Origin of the sequence: Paenibacillus naphthalenovorans, from assembly GCF_001465255.1 — a bacterium.
Lineage (GTDB): Bacteria > Bacillota > Bacilli > Paenibacillales > NBRC-103111 > Paenibacillus_G > Paenibacillus_G naphthalenovorans.
This window is the reverse complement of record NZ_CP013652.1, coordinates 1,898,336-1,915,303: the sequence shown is the minus strand read 5'-3', so window position 1 is coordinate 1,915,303 and position 16,968 is coordinate 1,898,336. Positions and strand designations below refer to the sequence as shown.

Sequence of the window (16,968 nt, the reverse complement as noted above, 5' to 3'; positions counted from 1 at the left end):
GATATAATAAGTTGTACGTTCGATACAAGGAGCTGTAACTTCATTGAAATTAATCATCGCCGAAAAACCGGATCAAGGGGCCAAACTGGCCTCACCCTTTAAACATAAAAAACAGCAGGGCTTTATCGAAATATTCCCGAATCCGTTTTTTCCCGAAGGTGCGCTTGTAACTTGGGCTGTCGGTCATGTCTGTGAGTTGGTTCCTCCTGAAGCATATGATCCCGGCCTTAAAAGATGGAGCATCTCTTCTTTGCCGATCATCCCCGAGAAGTTCAAGCATCGGGTAGCTCCTTCCAAAGCCAAACAATTTCAAGTGATCAAAAGCCTGCTTCTTCGACCGGATGTTAAAGAAATCGTTCATGCCGGGGACGCCGGCAGGGAAGGGGAATATATTGTCCGTATTGCGGTTCAATTAAGCGGCGTCAAGAAGCCGATGAAACGGCTGTGGATCTCTTCATTGACCCCGAAGGCGGTAGAGCAGGGGTTTATGAACTTAAAGAGTGAAGAAGCCACCCGGCCGTTATACTACGAAGCGCTAAGCCGCTCTTGTGCGGATTGGCTTGTCGGAATGAACGGATCGAGGGTATACTCGTTACTGTTTCAGCGGAGGGGCATCAGGGAGGTTTTCTCCACCGGGCGCGTACAAAGCCCTACACTTGCTCTTATCGTTGCGCGCGAGAAGGAAATTCGAAACTTTAAGCCTGAACCGTTCTGGGAACTGAAAGCCAAGTTTGTTACGAAAGATGCACGTTATGACGGAACGTGGTTCAAAGGCGAGCAGTCGAGGTTTACAACTAAAGAAGAAGCGGAATTGGTCAGACAGTTTTGTAAGGGCAAAGAGGCCCGTGTCGTTGATCTCGTGAAAGAACGAAAAGAATTTCAGCCGCCGCAGTTCTTTAATTTGTCATCTCTGCAGGCTGCGGCTAATCAAATATACAAGTATTCCCCTCAGAAAACTTTAAACGCATTGCAGCAGTTGTATTTGGATGGATTTATATCGTATCCACGGTCGGATTCCGCCTATGTAACGCCGGAAGAGGCCAAGCAGTTTCCTGATATACTTGCCAGGCTAAGCCGGCTGGATTCGTTCAAAAGCTATTTTCCGCTTCCTGTACAATCGATTGCCAATCATAAGCGCTTTGTAAATGCCGCCAAGGTCAGCGATCACTATGCTATTATTCCTACTGAGGTCATTCCGCAGCCCAGCCGATTAAAGGACGATGAGCGCAACTTGTATGAATTAATTGTTAAACGACTCATCGCGGCCCATTATGATAAGGCGATTATCGATTATTCCCGTCTAACTACTTTAGTCGGCGGGCAGGAAACGTTCTTGACGAAGGGGAGGCAAATTGTTCAAGAAGGGTGGCGAACGGTGCTGTATGAACATGACTCGGGGGAAGAATCTGAACTTGAAGTCCTGCCTCCGCTGGTCGAAGGGGATACCGGAGCAGTAGAAGAACTGATGGTGAAAGAGGGTAAAACACAAGCGCCTAAACGATATACTGAAGGTCAATTAATTACTTTAATGAAAACGGCAGGCAAGCATCTCGAAGATTCGGAGCTCGAAAAGGTACTTGAACGAACGGAAGGTCTGGGGACGGAAGCCACCCGGGCAGGCATTATATCCGTGCTGAAGGAACGAAACTACATTGAAGTTAAAAAAAACTTGGTTTATGCCACAAACAAAGGTATGATGCTGGTTGAGGCCCTTGGTGACAGTATACTCGCTTCAGCAGAAATGACGGCGAAATGGGAGCAGCGTCTCCACGATATAGGACAGGGCAAAGCTTCGCCCCAATCGTTCATGGAGCAGGTCAGAAAATTATCTCAAAAGATCGTGCAAGACGCTCTGGAAAACGCGAGAACCTGGACCTTTACGGCTCAGCAATTAGAAGAAGGCAAACCGTTAAAACATACGGAAGCCGATTCCGAAGGCCTGGGTCCGTGCCCTAAATGCCAGAAGCCTGTTGTGGACAAGAAAAGTTTGTTTGGCTGCTCGGCCTATCCCCAGTGTAATTTTTCCTTTTCCAAGAAGGTGCTCGGCAAAACCATTTCTGAAACTCAAATCAAGAGATTTTTGAAGACGGGGAAAACGGCTTCGCTGAAAGGATTTAAAAAAGGAGATCGAATGTTCGAGGCAGCGCTGGTTTGGAACAAAGAGCAGCAGAAAGTGTCTTTTGAATTGAAGTGACTCCATAATCAGTTAGACGAAAGGTGGATCGGTCAAGATGAAAGAAATTCCTATTCCTTATGTTCGTGCGAATCAAACGGGGATTGTTTTACTTGTTGTTCTCGCCATTATATTTCAACAGCCCTTTCTAATCGCTGCGTTATGGGCGATACAAGTGATCGGCTTATGGCAGGGCGTACGCGCAAACCTGATTGTACAGCTGGCGGCGCCGCTGCTGCACGGCCGTATTGCCGGAGCTCAGACGGAAGCCGCAGAGCTGCAGCGGTTCAACAATTCGATTGCCGTGATATTATTGACCTTGTCTGTGGTTTCTTTCTGGCTGATGCCCGGCAGTTGGGTAGGCTATCTTTTTGCGGGAATGGTAGCCGCGGCGGCATTTGTCGCGATCTGCGGGTTCTGTGTCGGCTGTTTTTTATATTTCCAATTCAAGCAGCTCCGCAACAGATAAAGTGAAGTGATATGCAAACAGACCGGAGAGTGCCTGATCGGGCCTCCCGGTCTGTTTGTTGTTATTCGGGCAGAACATAGAAATAAACGGTAACGAAATGACAGATGCTGCCGGCCAGTACGAATATATGCCAGATCGCATGATGATAGCGGATTTTTCTCCATAAATAAAAGATGGTACCCAGCGTATACAGCAAGCCCCCTGCAACGAGCCAAACTATTCCCGCCTGAGCAAGCTCTTCTTGCAGCGGACCAAACGCGAACATCACAAGCCAGCCCATCGCGATATAAAATAGAGTGGAGAGCAGAATGAAGCGTTTGACAAAAAACAGCTTGAAAATAATCCCGGCGAGTGCTAATCCCCAAACGATCCCGAATAAGCTCCAACCCAGCGGACCACGCAGCGTCACGAGCAGGAATGGGGTATACGTGCCGGCAATCAGCACGAATATGGCGGCGTGGTCCATGATCGAGAAGATGTCGATCCACCGCTCTTGGCGGGCGCTGTGCAGCAAAGTAGAGGAGACGTAAAGCAAAATCAGCGAAACGCCGAAAACGGTAAAGCTGACGATGTGCCATACGCTGCCATTGCGTAAAGAATGGATCAGCAGCAGGACAAGGGCCGCCACGCTGAGGACGGCTCCGATTCCGTGGGTTACCGCGTTGGCGCGTTCTTCTTTCCAAGGATCGATGATCATTATCATTTCACTCCCATCGGAACATAGGGTCTCCGCCGATTCGTTCAAGGCCGGTCTAGCCAAAGCAGGAGACGTTGATTTCATTGTAACTCCAAACGGAACAAATGACCAATGATCAAATGCAGCGGGGAATCTTGATCCGGCACCCTTGCGGCGTTTGATTGCCCGCCTCATTCTTGAGCAGCCATAGCTCGGGGGTATCCCGGATCCCGGTGATATGCAGTTCAAACGATTCGACAGGGAACTGCTCTGAAGAAAGAACGACCCGATGCCCGTCGACTTGGTTCACGCGCACGGGGATTGCCGGTTCGCTTCCATGGCTCACATAACGGTAATGCTGGCCGCAGGAGGCCGTCCGTACGTCCACGCGTTTGTTGAATTCCAGCACGACGAGGCTTTGCTCGGGACGATGGGCGCGAACCGGCTGAGGTTTGTCCTCATACATCGGAAGCCCGATACTGTATTCGTATGCGGTCCAGAATTGATACCCGTGAGCTCCGGCGGCCGCCGCAAAACGTTCCATCCAGGCACGGCTGCGCCGCATCCGGCGAAGCGAACCGATATCGGTTTGCACACCGATCGGGATGGAAGCATGAGAAGCCCGGATATGGTCAATAAACGGTTTGTAATGCTTTATATAGTCGGGCTTCAGCCGTTCGCGCATCCAATCGGGCCAATGGGTTTGAAGGATATGCACGTCCGGACGCACTGTGCGGATCATAGCGGCGGCGTCAATGCCCTGGTATTCTCTAAGGGCTGGAACGGAATCGTCCCCCGCATTTACAGCAAGGGACCATGTCGCTATCCGTATCCCGGGATTGGTTTCCCGCACCCCGCCTGCGCCGTTGATGAGCTCGTTCAGGAAGCCGTTGACCGCCTGTACACGAAACTCCATCCACAGCAGGTAACGGGCACGGTCGGTTTTATAATAGGCGGGGGAGCCCGGGTAACGAAAGTCAGGCATTTCAGCTCCGCTGAACCTCTTGAACGCGGCTCTGGCCAAAGGACCGACATCCCCGTAAACCCCGCTGTCCAGACCGTTCCATTCCGGAAAATAGGGTTCCGCCACCTCGAAGCCGGTGAAAGGATGCCGGCTGATGAGACGGGAAACGGCGTTTTTTTTCCAAGCTAAATACTGGTGGCTGAACAGGGAGAACCGGTGGAATCCGTCATCTATTTTTTTCAGCAGCGTCATCTGCCAATCCTTCCAACCCGGGGGCAGGTGTCCGGTTCCATAGGCTCCGTTGCCAAGCACCATGGCCCACACCTCCAGGCCCCGATTGCGCAAAGCGGCAATAAGGCGTCCATTGACCTGGGTTTCGTTTGTTACAAAATAACGTACGGCCCGGAATCCGGCCAGCTCCAGCTCTGCCGCGACGCTATCCTCGGATCTGTCCAGATAATAAGCAAATGTTGGATCAATTTGGATGCTAGGCTGCAACTGATGGATGGCAGAGGGGGGTTGAGATTTTTTTCGGGGATCATATGTACGGATAAGCATGCCTCACTGCACCTCTTTCTCCGCTCGCCTTTTTTCTTATATTGTACGCTTCTATGCGTACGGTTTCCAATTTAGAATAAAAAAGGAGGGATAAACGAAGCGGGTCGGAATGGGCGGGACAACCAAACTAAGGTTGTAAAATTGACAGTATAAGACAGCGGGAGTACAATGTACCCTTGAAACGAAACCAAGAACGAAGGCAGAGTGAAGAATAATGAAGCAGCCTGTTTCTGTGCATATATTGACCGGATTTCTTGGAAGCGGCAAGACGACGCTGCTTACCCGGGCATTGGATTACTTCAAGCTCAACGGCAAAAAGCCGGCGGTGCTGATGAACGAGCTCGGGGATGTCAATCTGGACGGCATGATGGTCGATGAGGAAGTGCCTATGACGGAGATGCTTGGCGGTTGTATCTGCTGTACAATTCGCGGGGATTTGGGAATGGAGCTTAAACAGTTGATTCAGGACCATAAGCCGGATGTCGTATTCGTGGAGAGTACCGGAGCGGCCAACCCGATGGAAATGCTCGACGGAATTACGGATGCCTCCATGCTGACGGAGGTTGCGCTCCAATCGGTGATTACGGTGGTTGACGCCGCCCAGCTTGCAGAACGATCGATCAATCCGGCTGGAAGGACCTACCGGCTGATGGCCGACCAAATTCGCTGCGCAACAAGGGTTATTTTGAACAAAACGGATCTCATTCCTCCTTCCGAGCTTTTGCGCCTGGAAGCCGTCATTAGAGAGCTGAACCCTGTGGCTCCGATCATCCCGACCGTACGCTGCGAGATGGATCTAACTGTGCTGGATCATCCGGACGGCGGAGTGAAGGATCGGTATAAAGAGACCCAGGCCTGCCGGTGTGAAGAAGATCACGGCCATGACCGTCATGACACCGTCTGCGGGCATGAAGGGTCTCCGCCTCACCATCACAGCCACGACCATGTCATGGTATATACCCATTATTTTACCCGGCCGATTGACAGCGAACGCTTTGAGGAGCTTGTCGGCCGGCTGCCGCGCAACATTTATCGGGGCAAAGGGGTTCTATGGTTTACCGATACGGCCAGTCCATTCCTGTTTCAATATGCGTACCGCGAGATGGATTTTATCAAAATCGCGCCAAAAGAAAACGTTCCGAACGTTGCCGTGTTCATTGGCGAGCATTTCGACAAAACCGCTCTGGCAGAGCAGTTAACCGCGCTCGAAAACCGATGAATCTTGACTCACGGCGCGTATTCAGGCATTATTAATAGTATCCAGGCGCAAAACGGAGAGGTAGCTATGGCCATTCATGAGCATGACACGGAAACGACAATTGAAGAAATCTTAAAGGCAATGTCGGCAAAGGGCTGGCGCATTACCGACCAGCGGAAAAGTCTTGCCGGTCTGTTTGCCGAATCGAGAGGTTATTTGGCTCCCAAGGATGTCTATGAGTATATGAGACAGCAGTATCCTGGAGTGAGCTTTGATACGGTGTACCGCAACCTCCGGCTGTTAACCGAGATGGGAGTGCTGGAGCAAATTTATTTGAACGACGGATTGAAGTTCCGCGCCAGATGCGAGTCGCATCACCATCATCATCTCATATGCATCAGCTGCGAGAGGACGATTCCCTTTGAATTTTGTCCAATGAAGCAGATGGATGGCGTACCGACTGATTTTCAAGTGCTCAATCACCGGTTTGAAATATTGGGATACTGCGGCGACTGCACACCTGTGAATGCGAAGCAGCAATAACTTTTACTCAAATAGCATGAAAACTTCTCTGTCCGCAAAGGCAGAGTTTTTTTCGTTTGACAGTATATCGGGCAGGGTGCTATTATAGCGATAAAACACACTAAAAACATCGGAATAATATATTTTAGGAGATTTGTAAAAGGAGCGGAAGTCATCATGGAACATCATATTACGATACAAAGCGGGGAACAGGAGCTCGCGGCCACGCTTCACTACCCGGTATCGGGGAATAGGAACGGCAATTCTATAAATGAGAAGTACCCTATCATTATTATCGCTCACGGTTTTGTCGGAAGCAGGATTGGAGTAGACCGGTTATTCGTGCTTGCGGCCAGGGAATATGCGCGAAACGGATATATGGTGCTCCGATTCGACTACGGGGGCTGCGGTGAAAGCACAGGCGATTATGGAAGTGGCGGGCTCGATGCGATGATCGATCAAACGCGCTCCGTCCTTGACTATGCGCTCGATATCGATTGCGTAGATCCTCAAAAGGTGATTCTTCTGGGGCATAGCCTGGGTGGAGCCGTCGCCATACTGACCGCTGCCCGGGACAAAAGGGTCAAAACGCTTGTTCTTTGGGCTCCCGTTGCTTATCCTTTTAATGACATTGTAGGCATAACCGGCAAAAAGGCATACGAAGAAGCGGTAAAGCACGGTTCAACCGATTACCTCGGTTACTCGCTGAAGCCTATATTCTTCGAATCGCTGGCCAAGCATCAACCGTTCGAGCAACTGCGTAAATTCAGCGGCGATGTGTTCCTTGTCCACGGTACTGCAGACGAAGTAATTCCGGTCGATTACTGCTTCTTATACCAAAAGCTGTTCTGGCTCCGCAGTCAGGGACAATGCGATAAAGAAGTTATTTTTCAGGCGGATCATACCTTCAGCGGCGGTCAGGCGAAGGAGCAAGTCATTCATAAAACACGGGATTGGCTGCTCCAGATCGATAAACGCAAGAACGAATGGAACGATTGGGAGATTTGATTTATCCGATGCAAGCATCCTAATCGTCGCGTCTGCCGTAGCTTCTGGCATAAGCGACCATCCGGCGATAAGCTGCGGGATCGAGTTTTTTTAAAGGATGAAATTGGGGGTGGTTTGAATTCACCTCCAGCACCCATAAGCGCTGTTTGGAGTCATAGGCAAAATCAATTCCCGCTTCCTGCATTCCAGGTTCTTCGGTGACAAGGGCAAGGTCTGGGGAACCAGAGGCTTCAGCTCCTTATTGGCTCTCAAATCATGGCACACACGGAGCTTTCCCTTGATCGTCTTGCTTTTATACTTTTTTTTGTACGAATACATAGCGACCACCTCCTGTGTATGTGTGCTGTAGTTAAAAAAATTGTGTATTTGTGCATGCTTTGATAAACTTAGTCATAGTAAATCAGGTGAGGGGAGTGGCGGTTGTGGCGGAAAAATCGAAAAAATCGTACCAGGCCTTGGTGGATAACAAAATATTCATCGGCGGAGAGCAGGATGTGCAGTCGTTCATAGAAGAGGAAAAATGCGAGGTCATTGTCGACCTGAGGGCAGAATCGCCTGACGCGCAGCTGGATAAGGAAGGCGTAGTAAGAATCCATATCCCGTTGGTGGATAAAGAAGAGGGACAGGAAAAGTTTCTTAAACAAGCCGTTGAAACGATCGTAAAGGAAGCCGAGGCGGGGAAAAAAGTGGCGTTTCACTGTGCGGCGGGACGCAGCAGAGCCGGAAGCGTAGCCATCGGCACCCTTCTTGCCCTCGGACTCAGCGACTCGGTGGATGATGCCGAGGCGCGGATTCAAGCCATCCGTCCGGAAGTCGTGGTTCATGAGAAGCTGAAGAAATCGGTGGCTGAGATCTTTCAACTGGATGATGCGAAAACCGAATAAAACGAAAATCAGAAGCGGTATTTCCCGAAAATGGGGAATACCGCTTTTTCTATATTTTGAACAGGAATAAAATCCCATAGTATTCCAATTGATTATGGTATATTCCATAATAATACATCCTATTATCAACATTCGATATGTTGTAAAACTGGAATCTCTATTATATAATGTTGAAGTTAATGAGAAAGGAGAATTGACCAATGTCAAAATATAAGGCGATTGCACTTATGCTGATGAGCTTGCTGCTGATCATCACTGCCTGCGGGACAAAGCCTGCTGCGACGACGGAACAATCAGGCGGAGGAGACCATTCATCCCAAACCGCGCAGCAAACACAATCAACGTTGGAGAAAATTAAGCAAGCCGGCAAAATCGTGGTCGGTACCAGCGCCGATTATCCTCCTTACGAATTTCATAAAGAGATTAACAAAAAAGATGAGATTGTCGGCTTTGACATCGAAATAGCCAAAGAGATTGCGAAGGATCTGGGAGTTGAGCTGGAGATCAGAGACATGAAATTCGAAGGACTGCTGGCAGCGCTGCAAGCCGGTAATGTGGATTTTGTGATTTCGGGGATGACGCCGTCTCCTGAGCGCATGAATGCTGTTGATTTTACCAAAATATATTATACGGCTGTCCAAAAGGTTGTCGTTCGTGCAGAGGATAAAGATCGATTCAATACGATTGAATCCTTGAAGGGGATGAAAGTGGGGGCCCAGAAAGGCGCGACTCAGGAAAAGATCGTGAAAGAACAGATGCCAGGCTCTGAAGTGAAGCCTCTTGGCAAAATTTCCGACCTGATGATGGAATTGAAAAACAAAAAAATTGATGCTCTTGTAGTGGAACTGCCTGTTGCTGAAGCTTACCTGACGAAGAACAAGGATTTGGTCATCTCGGATATCAAGCTGGCTTCTGAGGACAGCGGTTCTGCGATTGCCGTCAAGAAGGGCAGATCCGACCTTGTGGAAGCGATGAACCAAACGTTGGACAGGCTGATTCAGGATAAATCGATTGATAAGATGGTTGCCGAAGCGAATGAGCTGGTGGAAGCACAGTAATTCGGCCTGGTCTATGAAAATGATCGGACAAAAACCTGAGCGGAGCGTTTTCCGGCGGGTTTTTGTTCGGTTATAGGCCGTACATAAATAAAAGGAGGGGAACGGATGGATTTTTCATTTTTGCCGACGTACTATATGTTTTTTATTAACGGGGCCAAAATGACATTGATATTGTCCTTTTTTACCGTCATTTTCGGGGTCATTCTCGGTATTGGCCTCGCGCTCATGCGCATGTCGCGTATTTATCCGCTGAAGATTTTTTCCGTGTCCTATATTGAATTTATCCGCGGGACGCCGCTGCTGGTGCAGGTGCTTTTGTTTTATTACGGTTTGCCCAAGCTGGGAATCAAGTTTCCTGAGCTTCCTTGGCTGGGGTCGGCCTTTCCCGACGTGGCGGCATGCATCCTTGCCCTGTCGTTTAACAGCGCCGCCTATGTGGCGGAGACGTTTCGTGCAGGGATTCAGGCGATTGACAAAGGTCAAATGGAGGCGGCCCGCTCGCTTGGGATGCCTCATGCGATGGCCATGCGCTATATTATTTTGCCCCAGGCGTTCCGCAATGTGCTGCCAGCGCTTGGCAACGAATTCATTACCATTATCAAAGACTCTTCCATCGTATCCGTCATCGGGGTGGCTGAACTGATGTACAGCGCAGATACAGTGAAGGGCAACACGTTCCAGCCGTTTGAGCCGTTAATCGTTGTTTCGATCGTTTATTTTATGATGACCTTTGTGTTGTCCAAGCTGCTCGGACTAGCTGAAAGGAGGCTGAGGACCTCTGATTAAAGTAACGGATTTGCATAAGGCTTTCGGGAATAACCGGGTGTTGAACGGTATCGATATCGACATCGGCCAAGGCGAAGTTGTCGTTGTCATCGGCCCCAGCGGGTCGGGCAAAAGCACGTTCTTACGCTGTTTGAACTTGCTGGAACAGCCGACCGGCGGAGATATTGAATTCGAAGGCACCTCGCTGTTCCGCAGCAAGCATGATATCAATCTGTTGCGTCAGCGGATGGGCATGGTATTCCAGCAGTTTAACCTGTTTCCGAATATGACGGTGCTGGAAAACATTACGTTAGCTCCGCGAAAGCTGAAGAAGATGAGCAATGATGAAGTGAACAAGGTCGCACGGGAGCTGTTGAGGCGAATCGGTTTAACCGATAAAGCGGACAGCTATCCGGGACAGCTGTCCGGCGGTCAAAAGCAGCGGATTGCCATCGCCAGGGCGCTTGCCATGTCCCCCAAGGTAATGCTGTTTGACGAACCTACGTCTGCGCTTGATCCGGAGATGGTGGGCGAGGTGCTCGATGTTATGAAAGAGCTGGCTGCCGAGGGAATGACCATGGTTGTCGTCACCCACGAAATGGGCTTTGCCCGAGAGGTTGGCACACGGTTGATCTTTATGGACGGCGGCAAAATCGTCGAGCAGGGCAAACCTGTGGAAGTGTTCGCGAATCCACAGCATCCGCGGACGAAGGAATTCCTGAGAAAAGTGTTATGAATTTTGAATTTAAACGCACAAACAGAGGCAAATGAGTGAATGGAGCTGCTCATCTGCCTCTTTCTTGTTTCATGATGAATCCGTCAGTTCCCCTGGTGTCCGCTGCGAATGCTGCGTTCAAATTCTTCCCGGATGGAACGGAGCAGGTCGGGATTGACGATCACATCATATGCGGTAAAAGCCAGCACCTTGGCAGCCAGCAGCATGCCCTCGAAGGCACGCGGGAGCATCGCCAGATCGCGAAATTCTTTCGTATGCAGCATGTGGCGTTCATCCACTACCTTCACATAAGGATGAATGGTCGGACAATGGCGCGATACATTGCCCAGGTCAAGCGAACCGTGATCCTTGCCGGTTTCGATCATGTCCTCGGCAATGCCCATCGATGTTAAATTTTTCGTAAACAGGTCGGATAATACGCGGTTTGTGATTAATTCATCATATGAAAATTCATAGTTGGACCATTTCATCGTACATCCGGTTTGAAGAGCGGCTCCTTCGGCACAGCGAAGAACCTTCTGTACCACTTCATCGGTATAGGGTCGGTTTGCGGACCGGATGTAAAATTGTGCAGCCGCATAGTCCGGAATAATATTCGGAGCCTTGCCCCCTTCGGTAATGATGCCATGGATGCGGGCGTGGCTTCGCAACTGCTGACGCAATGCCCCAATCGATTGAAACAACAGCAGAATCGCATCGAGCGCGTTAATGCCTTCATAAGGACTTGCCGCGGCATGAGCGGATTTACCGAAGTATTCGAATTGGATCGCGTCCATGGCGAGCGAGCTGCCGGATTTCTCATATGTATGATAAGGGTGCGCCATCATGGCGATATCGACATCATCGAACAACCCGGCGGCAGCCATGGGAACCTTTGCGCCTTTCGTTTCTTCTGCGGGTGTCCCATAGACGCGGATCGTGCCGCCGATCTCGTCAATTACCTCTTTTAAGCCGACAGCCGCGGCCAGTCCCATGACGGCAATCAAGTGATGCCCGCAAGCATGCCCAAGCTCTGGCAGCGCATCGTATTCACACAGAAAAGCGATTGTGGGGCCCGGTTTGACTGATACGTACGTGCCGATAAAGGCGGTGGGGAGATCGAGGACCGGAGATTGGATCTCGAAGCCATGCTCACGCAGTGCTTCCTTGAGCCGGGACGAGGCTTCCCATTCCTCGTTTCCGAGCTCCGGGTGCTCTCCGATATATTTGGACAGGCTGGTAAACGATTCACTATAACGGTCGATGACCGACGCGATTTGCTGCTTCATTAACGATGTCGCTCCTTTACTGATTCCCTAGTGTGAATCCATTATATATGAAGAGGGCGGAATAAAACAAAAAGATCCTGATGCAAAGGGCTTGCATCGGGATCTTGTTAACGATTTCATTTCAAAGCCGATTACTGAACATTTCTGCGGCTGTCGATGATTTGCTCTTCGAGCTGTCTTTTGATCTTGGCCATGGCGTTGACCTCGAGCTTATGATTATCCCGGAATCGGACGCCGGTAAGAGCCAGAGCTTCATTCAAAGTCAGTTCAACGGAAATCTTTTTCTCCTGCGGTTGTTGATGAGCATCATAATTCATGGTGCATCGCTCCTTTATTATCATTTGAGTGGTGCATCAAGAGAGTACATCAAGCAGGGGGTACAAGGTGCGTATATTGCTTAAACCCTTGATTTTCCTTGTTTTTAATATAACATATCATGTAATATTTATCAAGCCGAAGCACAATAAAGAGGCTCATTGATTTCATTCAACGGCCTCGGATTTATTGGAGTTTGTCCTTCATTCGTAAGAGTTGGATAGATAGAACGAGGCAATCGATCTGTTGGCTAAGCTCGACGACCTTGGGGTCTACAAAGCTTCCCGTCTTCTCGACCAGCACATAAAGCTGGCGCTGCATTCGTTCCATGCGGCGTTTCAATTCAGCTTCTTCCATGAATGTCCTATCACATCCTATAATTGATAGATACCGCTATTCCTTAGAGTATTATAATACGAGGTTAGCGTGAAAATTGTAATTTTTTGTCGAAAACTTTGTTAAATTTTTATGACAAATAACAAAATATGCATAAAAAAGTATTATTATGAAATCATAACCTTAAAATGGGAGGTGATGCGGGACATGGAAAACAAGAAAGCCAATAAGAGAAACAATCCTGATTTCAGAGAAAATAAATTTACGCAAGAGGGTACGATCGTAGAGCCGGACAAAGCGGCCACTCATCCGCCCAGTCTGAATGAGGTCCCAAAGGAAACGAATCCTCAATAGTAAAAAGCCGTTCGCCGAATGAATCTAAAGCTGTCCGAACTGCGGGCGGCTTTTTCCCGTTTTTTCAGGATTTATTATATTCCGTGAATGGATTATGATAAAGGTCAGGGAGGCTGAGAGGAATGAATAATGACTGGCTATGCAAGCTGATCGATTATCATTTTTGGGCGATCGATGCCTGGCTTGCGTATTTAAAACAAATGGAAGAGGACGTGCTGTATACGCCGGTTCCCGGTGTATTTCCTACGATTGGAGAAACACTGGCTCATTTGGCGGATGTCGACGGTTTGTGGTTATCCCGACTTCGGCAGATTCCTTATCCGATGGAAAGGAGCGAACAGCCATCCATCGAAGAGCTGAAGCAGCGGTTTGATCGGCTTCGGGCGGATTACAGCCTATTTTTGCAGAGGGTAAGTGCCGGGGACAGGATCACTTATTCCAATTCAAAGGGTGAAGTATTCTCCAATTCGATACTTGAAGTCGTCCAGCATTTATCGAATCATGGTACATATCACTTAGGCAATATCGCATCGATGATGCGGCATTGGAGTGTGTCCGGCGCTTCCACGGACTTCATCTATTACTTAAGGCTGGCTGAAGGTGAATGAAGGCGCGGTGGTTTTCGGGCCGGGGATCATGGTATAGTATTAGAGATTCATGTGAGTAAAGGAGAATCGGACGGATGATCATTGTACGAAGTTTGAGCAAAACCTTCCCACCCGATCACCGCGTACTGCAGCGTATCAGCTTTCAGGCGGACGAAGGCGATTTGATCGCCCTGCTTGGTGCCAGCGGAAGCGGCAAAACCACTTTTTTCCGGTGTCTGATGCTGAAGGAAAAATGGGATGAAGGCCAATATATTTATGATGGTAAAGATATTACCGGTTTGAATGCTTGGGAGAAATTTCAGCTGCGCAAGCAGTGGGTATATCTGGAGGAAAAACCGGGCTTAAATGAAAAAAAATCGGCTGTTAAAAATGTGCTTTCCGCGCTGCTGTTCAAAAAATCATGGTGGCGCTTTCTCACCAATACGGTATCGGAAGACGATCATATGGAAGCGATGGATTATTTGGATCGCGTGGGACTGCTTGACAAAGCCCACGAGCCTGTTGAAAAGCTGAGCGGCGGGGAGAAGCAGCGGGTAGCCATTTGTAAAGCGTTGATTAAAGGGGCAAGGGTGATCTTTGCAGATGAGCCGGTGTCCGGGCTGGACCCCGAGGCGGCAAGCCGCGTACTGGAGGATCTGCGGACGATCTGCCGCAAAAACAAGATTCTCGTCTTCTGCAGCCTTCATCAAGTTGAGCTCGCAGAGAAGTTTGCCACCAGGATTTGGGGATTGTCGGGGGGAAAGCTGGTTGTCGATATCGCCGGACGCCGTCTGACGCAGCGGGAAAAAGATCTTATTTTTAAATAAGCGCAAGGAAAAAAGGCCGCCTGTCCTTAAAGCCCGGGGCGACCTTTGGAATGATTCCAATGTTCAGGTTTGTTTCTTTGAAGCGATATGAGCGGCAATGCGTCCGCCGTGCAGACGTCCGGTTTCGATGAACACTTCATTGGCATTGGAGCCGGAAGCCGCTACTCCTGCAATGTACAGGCCAGGTACCGTCGTCTCCATCGTGTCCGGGTCGTGCTTCGGCACGCCGCCCGCCTCTATGTTTAATTCGGCGCCTGCTTTGGTCAGCAGGCTTCGATCCGGCCGAAAGCCGGTTAGGGCCAGCACAAAGTCATTGTCCAGCGTTTGCTCCTGCCCGTCCGTTACCACAGTGATCGTCGTCTCCGTAATGTGCGTTACACGTGAACGGAACATCATCCGGATTTTGCCTTTGCTTACCATACTTTCGAATATGGGCAGAACCCAAGGCTTAATGACGGAGGAATACGTTTCCCCGCGGTAAATGACCGTCACGCTTGCTCCTGCGCGAAGCAGCTCCATAGCCGCGTCGATCGCGGAGTTGCTTCCGCCGATGACGGCTACCCGGGTACCGGTATAAGGATGGGCTTCTCTGAAATAATGCGAGACATGGGGCAAATCCTCGCCTGGAATGCCCAGCATATTCGGAGAATCGAAGTACCCGGTGGCCACGACAACATAACGGGTCTGTACTTTGTCAGATGCGCCGAATTTGTTCTGTACGGTCAGCTCGAAGGTGCCGTCGGCTTGACGGGTGATTCCCGTTACCGTCTCATACGAGCGGATGCGCAGCTCACTGCGTTGGGCCACGTTCCGGTAATAGTTTAATGCTTCCAACCGGTAGGGTTTGTCATTCGGAGTGGAGAAAGGATACCCTCCGATTTCAAGCAGCTCCGGCGTACTGAAAAATTGCATATAAGTAGGGTATAAATAAATCGAATGCACAACGCATTCTTTCTCAATAACGAGCGGATTCAGACCGATTCTCTGCAGCTCAACAGCGGCGGACAAGCCGCAAGGACCCGCCCCGATCACAACGACTTCTTCCACAACAAACACCTCGCCTACCTGTAATTAAGGGTATGTACAGCAGTTCCCTTATCATAGTAACCGATTTGACCAGCGGTTTCCAGTTTGCATTGACCAAGCAGTGTTCCCGGGCCGGGCAACCTCATCTTTGATCCTTTTTGCGCTTATTTAGAGTACCCAACCGCTCTTATAGGCGGCGTTGCGTCCGATCCGGTTCAACCCGTGATTCGCGATTTCGGGGGCATGTCGCATTTTGTTCATATTTTTGGATTTGTGAGGTAAAAATGCAACTTTCTAGATGTATGCTGCGTATTACTGATTGTGCACATTTGTTTGAAGTTTGGAGGGAGCATCATGTTGGAGCTGTATTGGGGACTGCTTATTACCGGCGTATTATTTGCGCTAGTGACGGTTGTGTTCGGCGACCTGCTGAGCAGCGCGATAGACGGGATGTTCGATTGGATGTCCGGCGACGTGCTGCATTACTTGCAACCGATGGTGCTGTTTAGCGGTTTGACGGTACTCGGTGGCTCGGGCATTTTGCTTACGAAGTATTCCCCTTTGGCAGCTGCTGCAGTGTTGTTCCTATCTCTGCTGGCCGCCGTTCTGTCCGGGACATTGATCTTTTTCTTATACGTCAAGCCAATGCAAAACACCGAGAATTCGTTGGCTTTCTCCATGCAGGATTTGGTCGGAAGGATCGGGGAGGTGTCGGTGCCGATTCCGGCCCAAGGCTGCGGGGAGGTTGTGATGCAGATGGGCGGAGGCGTTACGAATCAGATTGCGGAAAGCTTTGACGGTAACTCGATTGAGGCGGGTGCCAGAGTAGTGACGGTGGAAGTGAAAGACGGCACGCTGTTTGTGACCCGTCTGGACGAACCCAAGTTGTAAAGGAGAGAAGGGAATGGTATTAACTGAACTTCTGACAATTCCAATCATTGTTGTCGGTGTGATTGTCGTACTGGGGCTTGCGTTCTGGGCCCGGTACAAAACGGTAAGTCCGGATGAGGCGATGATCGTCACCGGATCGTTCCTCGGCAGCAAAAATGTATTGACGGACGATTCCGGACGCAAAATTAAAATTGTTCGCGGCGGCGGGTCTTTCATCCTTCCGGTATTTCAGCAAGCCGAATTTGTTTCGCTCTTATCACACAAATTGGACGTCTCCACCCCGGAGGTTTACACGGAGCAGGGCGTTCCTATTTAATCACTGTAGATAATTTATATGCTCAGTACGTTGTGTT

At 49.7% G+C, this 16,968-nt stretch carries 20 protein-coding genes and 1 pseudogene; 14 read left to right on the top strand and 7 right to left on the bottom strand.

What is annotated here, in order from left to right:
* Positions 1 to 43: 43 nt before the first annotated feature.
* Both IJ22_RS09555 and IJ22_RS09550 read left to right on the top strand, forming a co-directional pair.
* Entirely contained in the window at positions 44 to 2,194 is a 2,151-nt protein-coding gene (locus IJ22_RS09555) for a DNA topoisomerase III (RefSeq protein WP_062408645.1), read from the top strand.
* Between the two features lie 37 nt (positions 2,195 to 2,231).
* Positions 2,232 to 2,642 (top strand): DUF4395 domain-containing protein, encoded by a 411-nt coding sequence (locus tag IJ22_RS09550; protein ID WP_062408644.1) that lies wholly within the window; start codon positions 2,232 to 2,234, stop codon positions 2,640 to 2,642.
* Between the two features lie 61 nt (positions 2,643 to 2,703).
* Here the strand turns inward: IJ22_RS09550 and trhA are convergent, their stop codons facing one another.
* Together trhA and IJ22_RS09540 are read right to left on the bottom strand one after the other, a co-directional pair.
* The gene (gene trhA / locus IJ22_RS09545) at positions 2,704 to 3,339 is read right to left on the bottom strand and encodes a PAQR family membrane homeostasis protein TrhA (RefSeq protein ID WP_054818397.1); all 636 of its coding nucleotides are present in this window, start codon (positions 3,337 to 3,339) and stop codon (positions 2,704 to 2,706) included.
* 115 nt (positions 3,340 to 3,454) lie between these two features.
* Positions 3,455 to 4,840: a hypothetical protein gene (locus IJ22_RS09540; protein ID WP_062408643.1), complete on the bottom strand. Its 1,386-nt coding sequence runs from the start codon at positions 4,838 to 4,840 to the stop codon at positions 3,455 to 3,457.
* 214 nt (positions 4,841 to 5,054) lie between these two features.
* Here IJ22_RS09540 and IJ22_RS09535 point away from each other — a divergent pair, with 214 nt between their 5' ends.
* The 3 genes from IJ22_RS09535 (at position 5,055) to IJ22_RS09525 (ending at position 7,568) form a co-directional block, all read left to right on the top strand.
* Entirely contained in the window at positions 5,055 to 6,059 is a 1,005-nt protein-coding gene (locus IJ22_RS09535) for a CobW family GTP-binding protein (RefSeq protein ID WP_062408642.1), read from the top strand.
* A 66-nt stretch (positions 6,060 to 6,125) separates the two neighbouring features.
* Positions 6,126 to 6,581, top strand: a complete 456-nt coding sequence (locus tag IJ22_RS09530; protein WP_054818399.1) for a Fur family transcriptional regulator — start codon at positions 6,126 to 6,128, stop codon at positions 6,579 to 6,581.
* A 156-nt stretch (positions 6,582 to 6,737) separates the two neighbouring features.
* A complete protein-coding gene (locus IJ22_RS09525) occupies positions 6,738 to 7,568 on the top strand; it encodes an alpha/beta hydrolase family protein (protein ID WP_062408641.1) in 831 nt (276 codons plus the stop codon).
* 19 nt (positions 7,569 to 7,587) lie between these two features.
* On the opposite strand, the gene IJ22_RS26325 is transcribed toward IJ22_RS09525, so the two are convergent.
* Positions 7,588 to 7,752 (bottom strand): YheC/YheD family protein, encoded by a 165-nt coding sequence (locus tag IJ22_RS26325; protein WP_160327368.1) that lies wholly within the window; start codon positions 7,750 to 7,752, stop codon positions 7,588 to 7,590.
* A 238-nt stretch (positions 7,753 to 7,990) separates the two neighbouring features.
* Here IJ22_RS26325 and IJ22_RS09515 point away from each other — a divergent pair, with 238 nt between their 5' ends.
* The 4 genes from IJ22_RS09515 to IJ22_RS09500 all read left to right on the top strand — a co-directional run bounded on the left by IJ22_RS09515 (position 7,991) and on the right by IJ22_RS09500 (position 11,011).
* The gene (locus IJ22_RS09515; RefSeq protein WP_062408639.1) at positions 7,991 to 8,452 is read left to right on the top strand and encodes a protein-tyrosine phosphatase family protein; all 462 of its coding nucleotides are present in this window, start codon (positions 7,991 to 7,993) and stop codon (positions 8,450 to 8,452) included.
* Positions 8,453 to 8,652: 200 nt separating this feature from the next.
* Positions 8,653 to 9,510 (top strand): transporter substrate-binding domain-containing protein, encoded by an 858-nt coding sequence (locus tag IJ22_RS09510; protein ID WP_062408638.1) that lies wholly within the window; start codon positions 8,653 to 8,655, stop codon positions 9,508 to 9,510.
* Positions 9,511 to 9,615: 105 nt separating this feature from the next.
* The gene (locus IJ22_RS09505; RefSeq protein ID WP_054818401.1) at positions 9,616 to 10,296 is read left to right on the top strand and encodes an amino acid ABC transporter permease; all 681 of its coding nucleotides are present in this window, start codon (positions 9,616 to 9,618) and stop codon (positions 10,294 to 10,296) included.
* A complete protein-coding gene (locus tag IJ22_RS09500) occupies positions 10,289 to 11,011 on the top strand; it encodes an amino acid ABC transporter ATP-binding protein (RefSeq protein WP_054818402.1) in 723 nt (240 codons plus the stop codon). Before IJ22_RS09505 ends, IJ22_RS09500 begins: the two co-directional genes overlap by 8 nt.
* An 83-nt stretch (positions 11,012 to 11,094) precedes the next feature.
* Here the strand turns inward: IJ22_RS09500 and IJ22_RS09495 are convergent, their stop codons facing one another.
* The 3 genes from IJ22_RS09495 to IJ22_RS25700 all read right to left on the bottom strand — a co-directional run bounded on the left by IJ22_RS09495 (position 11,095) and on the right by IJ22_RS25700 (position 12,951).
* Positions 11,095 to 12,279, bottom strand: a complete 1,185-nt coding sequence (locus IJ22_RS09495; protein ID WP_062408637.1) for a M20 family metallopeptidase — start codon at positions 12,277 to 12,279, stop codon at positions 11,095 to 11,097.
* Between the two features lie 131 nt (positions 12,280 to 12,410).
* Entirely contained in the window at positions 12,411 to 12,596 is a 186-nt protein-coding gene (locus IJ22_RS09490) for a hypothetical protein (RefSeq protein WP_054818404.1), read from the bottom strand.
* Positions 12,597 to 12,780: 184 nt separating this feature from the next.
* The gene (locus IJ22_RS25700) at positions 12,781 to 12,951 is read right to left on the bottom strand and encodes an aspartyl-phosphate phosphatase Spo0E family protein (RefSeq protein ID WP_074729694.1); all 171 of its coding nucleotides are present in this window, start codon (positions 12,949 to 12,951) and stop codon (positions 12,781 to 12,783) included.
* Positions 12,952 to 13,137: 186 nt separating this feature from the next.
* On the opposite strand from IJ22_RS25700, the gene IJ22_RS26535 reads away from it, so the two are divergent.
* The 3 genes from IJ22_RS26535 to IJ22_RS09480 all read left to right on the top strand — a co-directional run bounded on the left by IJ22_RS26535 (position 13,138) and on the right by IJ22_RS09480 (position 14,698).
* Positions 13,138 to 13,284 carry a hypothetical protein gene (locus IJ22_RS26535; protein WP_174349962.1) on the top strand — a complete coding sequence of 49 codons (147 nt, stop codon included), beginning with the start codon at positions 13,138 to 13,140 and terminating at the stop codon, positions 13,282 to 13,284.
* 122 nt (positions 13,285 to 13,406) lie between these two features.
* Complete coding sequence (locus tag IJ22_RS09485; RefSeq protein WP_054818405.1) at positions 13,407 to 13,892, top strand: DinB family protein; 486 nt, start codon at positions 13,407 to 13,409, stop codon at positions 13,890 to 13,892.
* A 74-nt stretch (positions 13,893 to 13,966) separates the two neighbouring features.
* Positions 13,967 to 14,698 carry a phosphonate ABC transporter ATP-binding protein gene (locus tag IJ22_RS09480; RefSeq protein WP_062408636.1) on the top strand — a complete coding sequence of 244 codons (732 nt, stop codon included), beginning with the start codon at positions 13,967 to 13,969 and terminating at the stop codon, positions 14,696 to 14,698.
* Between the two features lie 63 nt (positions 14,699 to 14,761).
* Here IJ22_RS09480 and IJ22_RS09475 read toward each other — a convergent pair whose 3' ends face one another.
* Entirely contained in the window at positions 14,762 to 15,745 is a 984-nt protein-coding gene (locus IJ22_RS09475; protein ID WP_054818406.1) for a YpdA family putative bacillithiol disulfide reductase, read from the bottom strand.
* A gap of 333 nt (positions 15,746 to 16,078) precedes the next feature.
* Between IJ22_RS09475 and IJ22_RS09470 the strand changes: the two genes are divergently transcribed.
* Entirely contained in the window at positions 16,079 to 16,615 is a 537-nt protein-coding gene (locus IJ22_RS09470; protein ID WP_062408635.1) for an NfeD family protein, read from the top strand.
* Positions 16,616 to 16,628: 13 nt separating this feature from the next.
* Positions 16,629 to 16,928: pseudogene (locus IJ22_RS09465) on the top strand (SPFH domain-containing protein); the annotation flags it as partial.
* Positions 16,929 to 16,968 lie beyond the last annotated feature (40 nt).

Coding starts and splice junctions, on each gene's coding strand:
- IJ22_RS09550 (WP_062408644.1), top strand. CDS start 2,232: ATGAAAGAAATTCCTATTCCTTATGTTCGTGCGAATCAAACGGGGATT.
- trhA (WP_054818397.1), bottom strand. CDS start 3,339: ATGATCATCGATCCTTGGAAAGAAGAACGCGCCAACGCGGTAACCCAC.
- IJ22_RS09540 (WP_062408643.1), bottom strand. CDS start 4,840: ATGCTTATCCGTACATATGATCCCCGAAAAAAATCTCAACCCCCCTCT.
- IJ22_RS09535 (WP_062408642.1), top strand. CDS start 5,055: ATGAAGCAGCCTGTTTCTGTGCATATATTGACCGGATTTCTTGGAAGC.
- IJ22_RS09530 (WP_054818399.1), top strand. CDS start 6,126: ATGGCCATTCATGAGCATGACACGGAAACGACAATTGAAGAAATCTTA.
- IJ22_RS09525 (WP_062408641.1), top strand. CDS start 6,738: ATGGAACATCATATTACGATACAAAGCGGGGAACAGGAGCTCGCGGCC.
- IJ22_RS26325 (WP_160327368.1), bottom strand. CDS start 7,752: ATGCAGGAAGCGGGAATTGATTTTGCCTATGACTCCAAACAGCGCTTA.
- IJ22_RS09510 (WP_062408638.1), top strand. CDS start 8,653: ATGTCAAAATATAAGGCGATTGCACTTATGCTGATGAGCTTGCTGCTG.
- IJ22_RS09505 (WP_054818401.1), top strand. CDS start 9,616: ATGGATTTTTCATTTTTGCCGACGTACTATATGTTTTTTATTAACGGG.
- IJ22_RS09495 (WP_062408637.1), bottom strand. CDS start 12,279: ATGAAGCAGCAAATCGCGTCGGTCATCGACCGTTATAGTGAATCGTTT.
- IJ22_RS09490 (WP_054818404.1), bottom strand. CDS start 12,596: ATGAATTATGATGCTCATCAACAACCGCAGGAGAAAAAGATTTCCGTT.
- IJ22_RS25700 (WP_074729694.1), bottom strand. CDS start 12,951: ATGGAAGAAGCTGAATTGAAACGCCGCATGGAACGAATGCAGCGCCAG.
- IJ22_RS26535 (WP_174349962.1), top strand. CDS start 13,138: ATGGAAAACAAGAAAGCCAATAAGAGAAACAATCCTGATTTCAGAGAA.
- IJ22_RS09485 (WP_054818405.1), top strand. CDS start 13,407: ATGAATAATGACTGGCTATGCAAGCTGATCGATTATCATTTTTGGGCG.
- IJ22_RS09480 (WP_062408636.1), top strand. CDS start 13,967: ATGATCATTGTACGAAGTTTGAGCAAAACCTTCCCACCCGATCACCGC.
- IJ22_RS09470 (WP_062408635.1), top strand. CDS start 16,079: ATGTTGGAGCTGTATTGGGGACTGCTTATTACCGGCGTATTATTTGCG.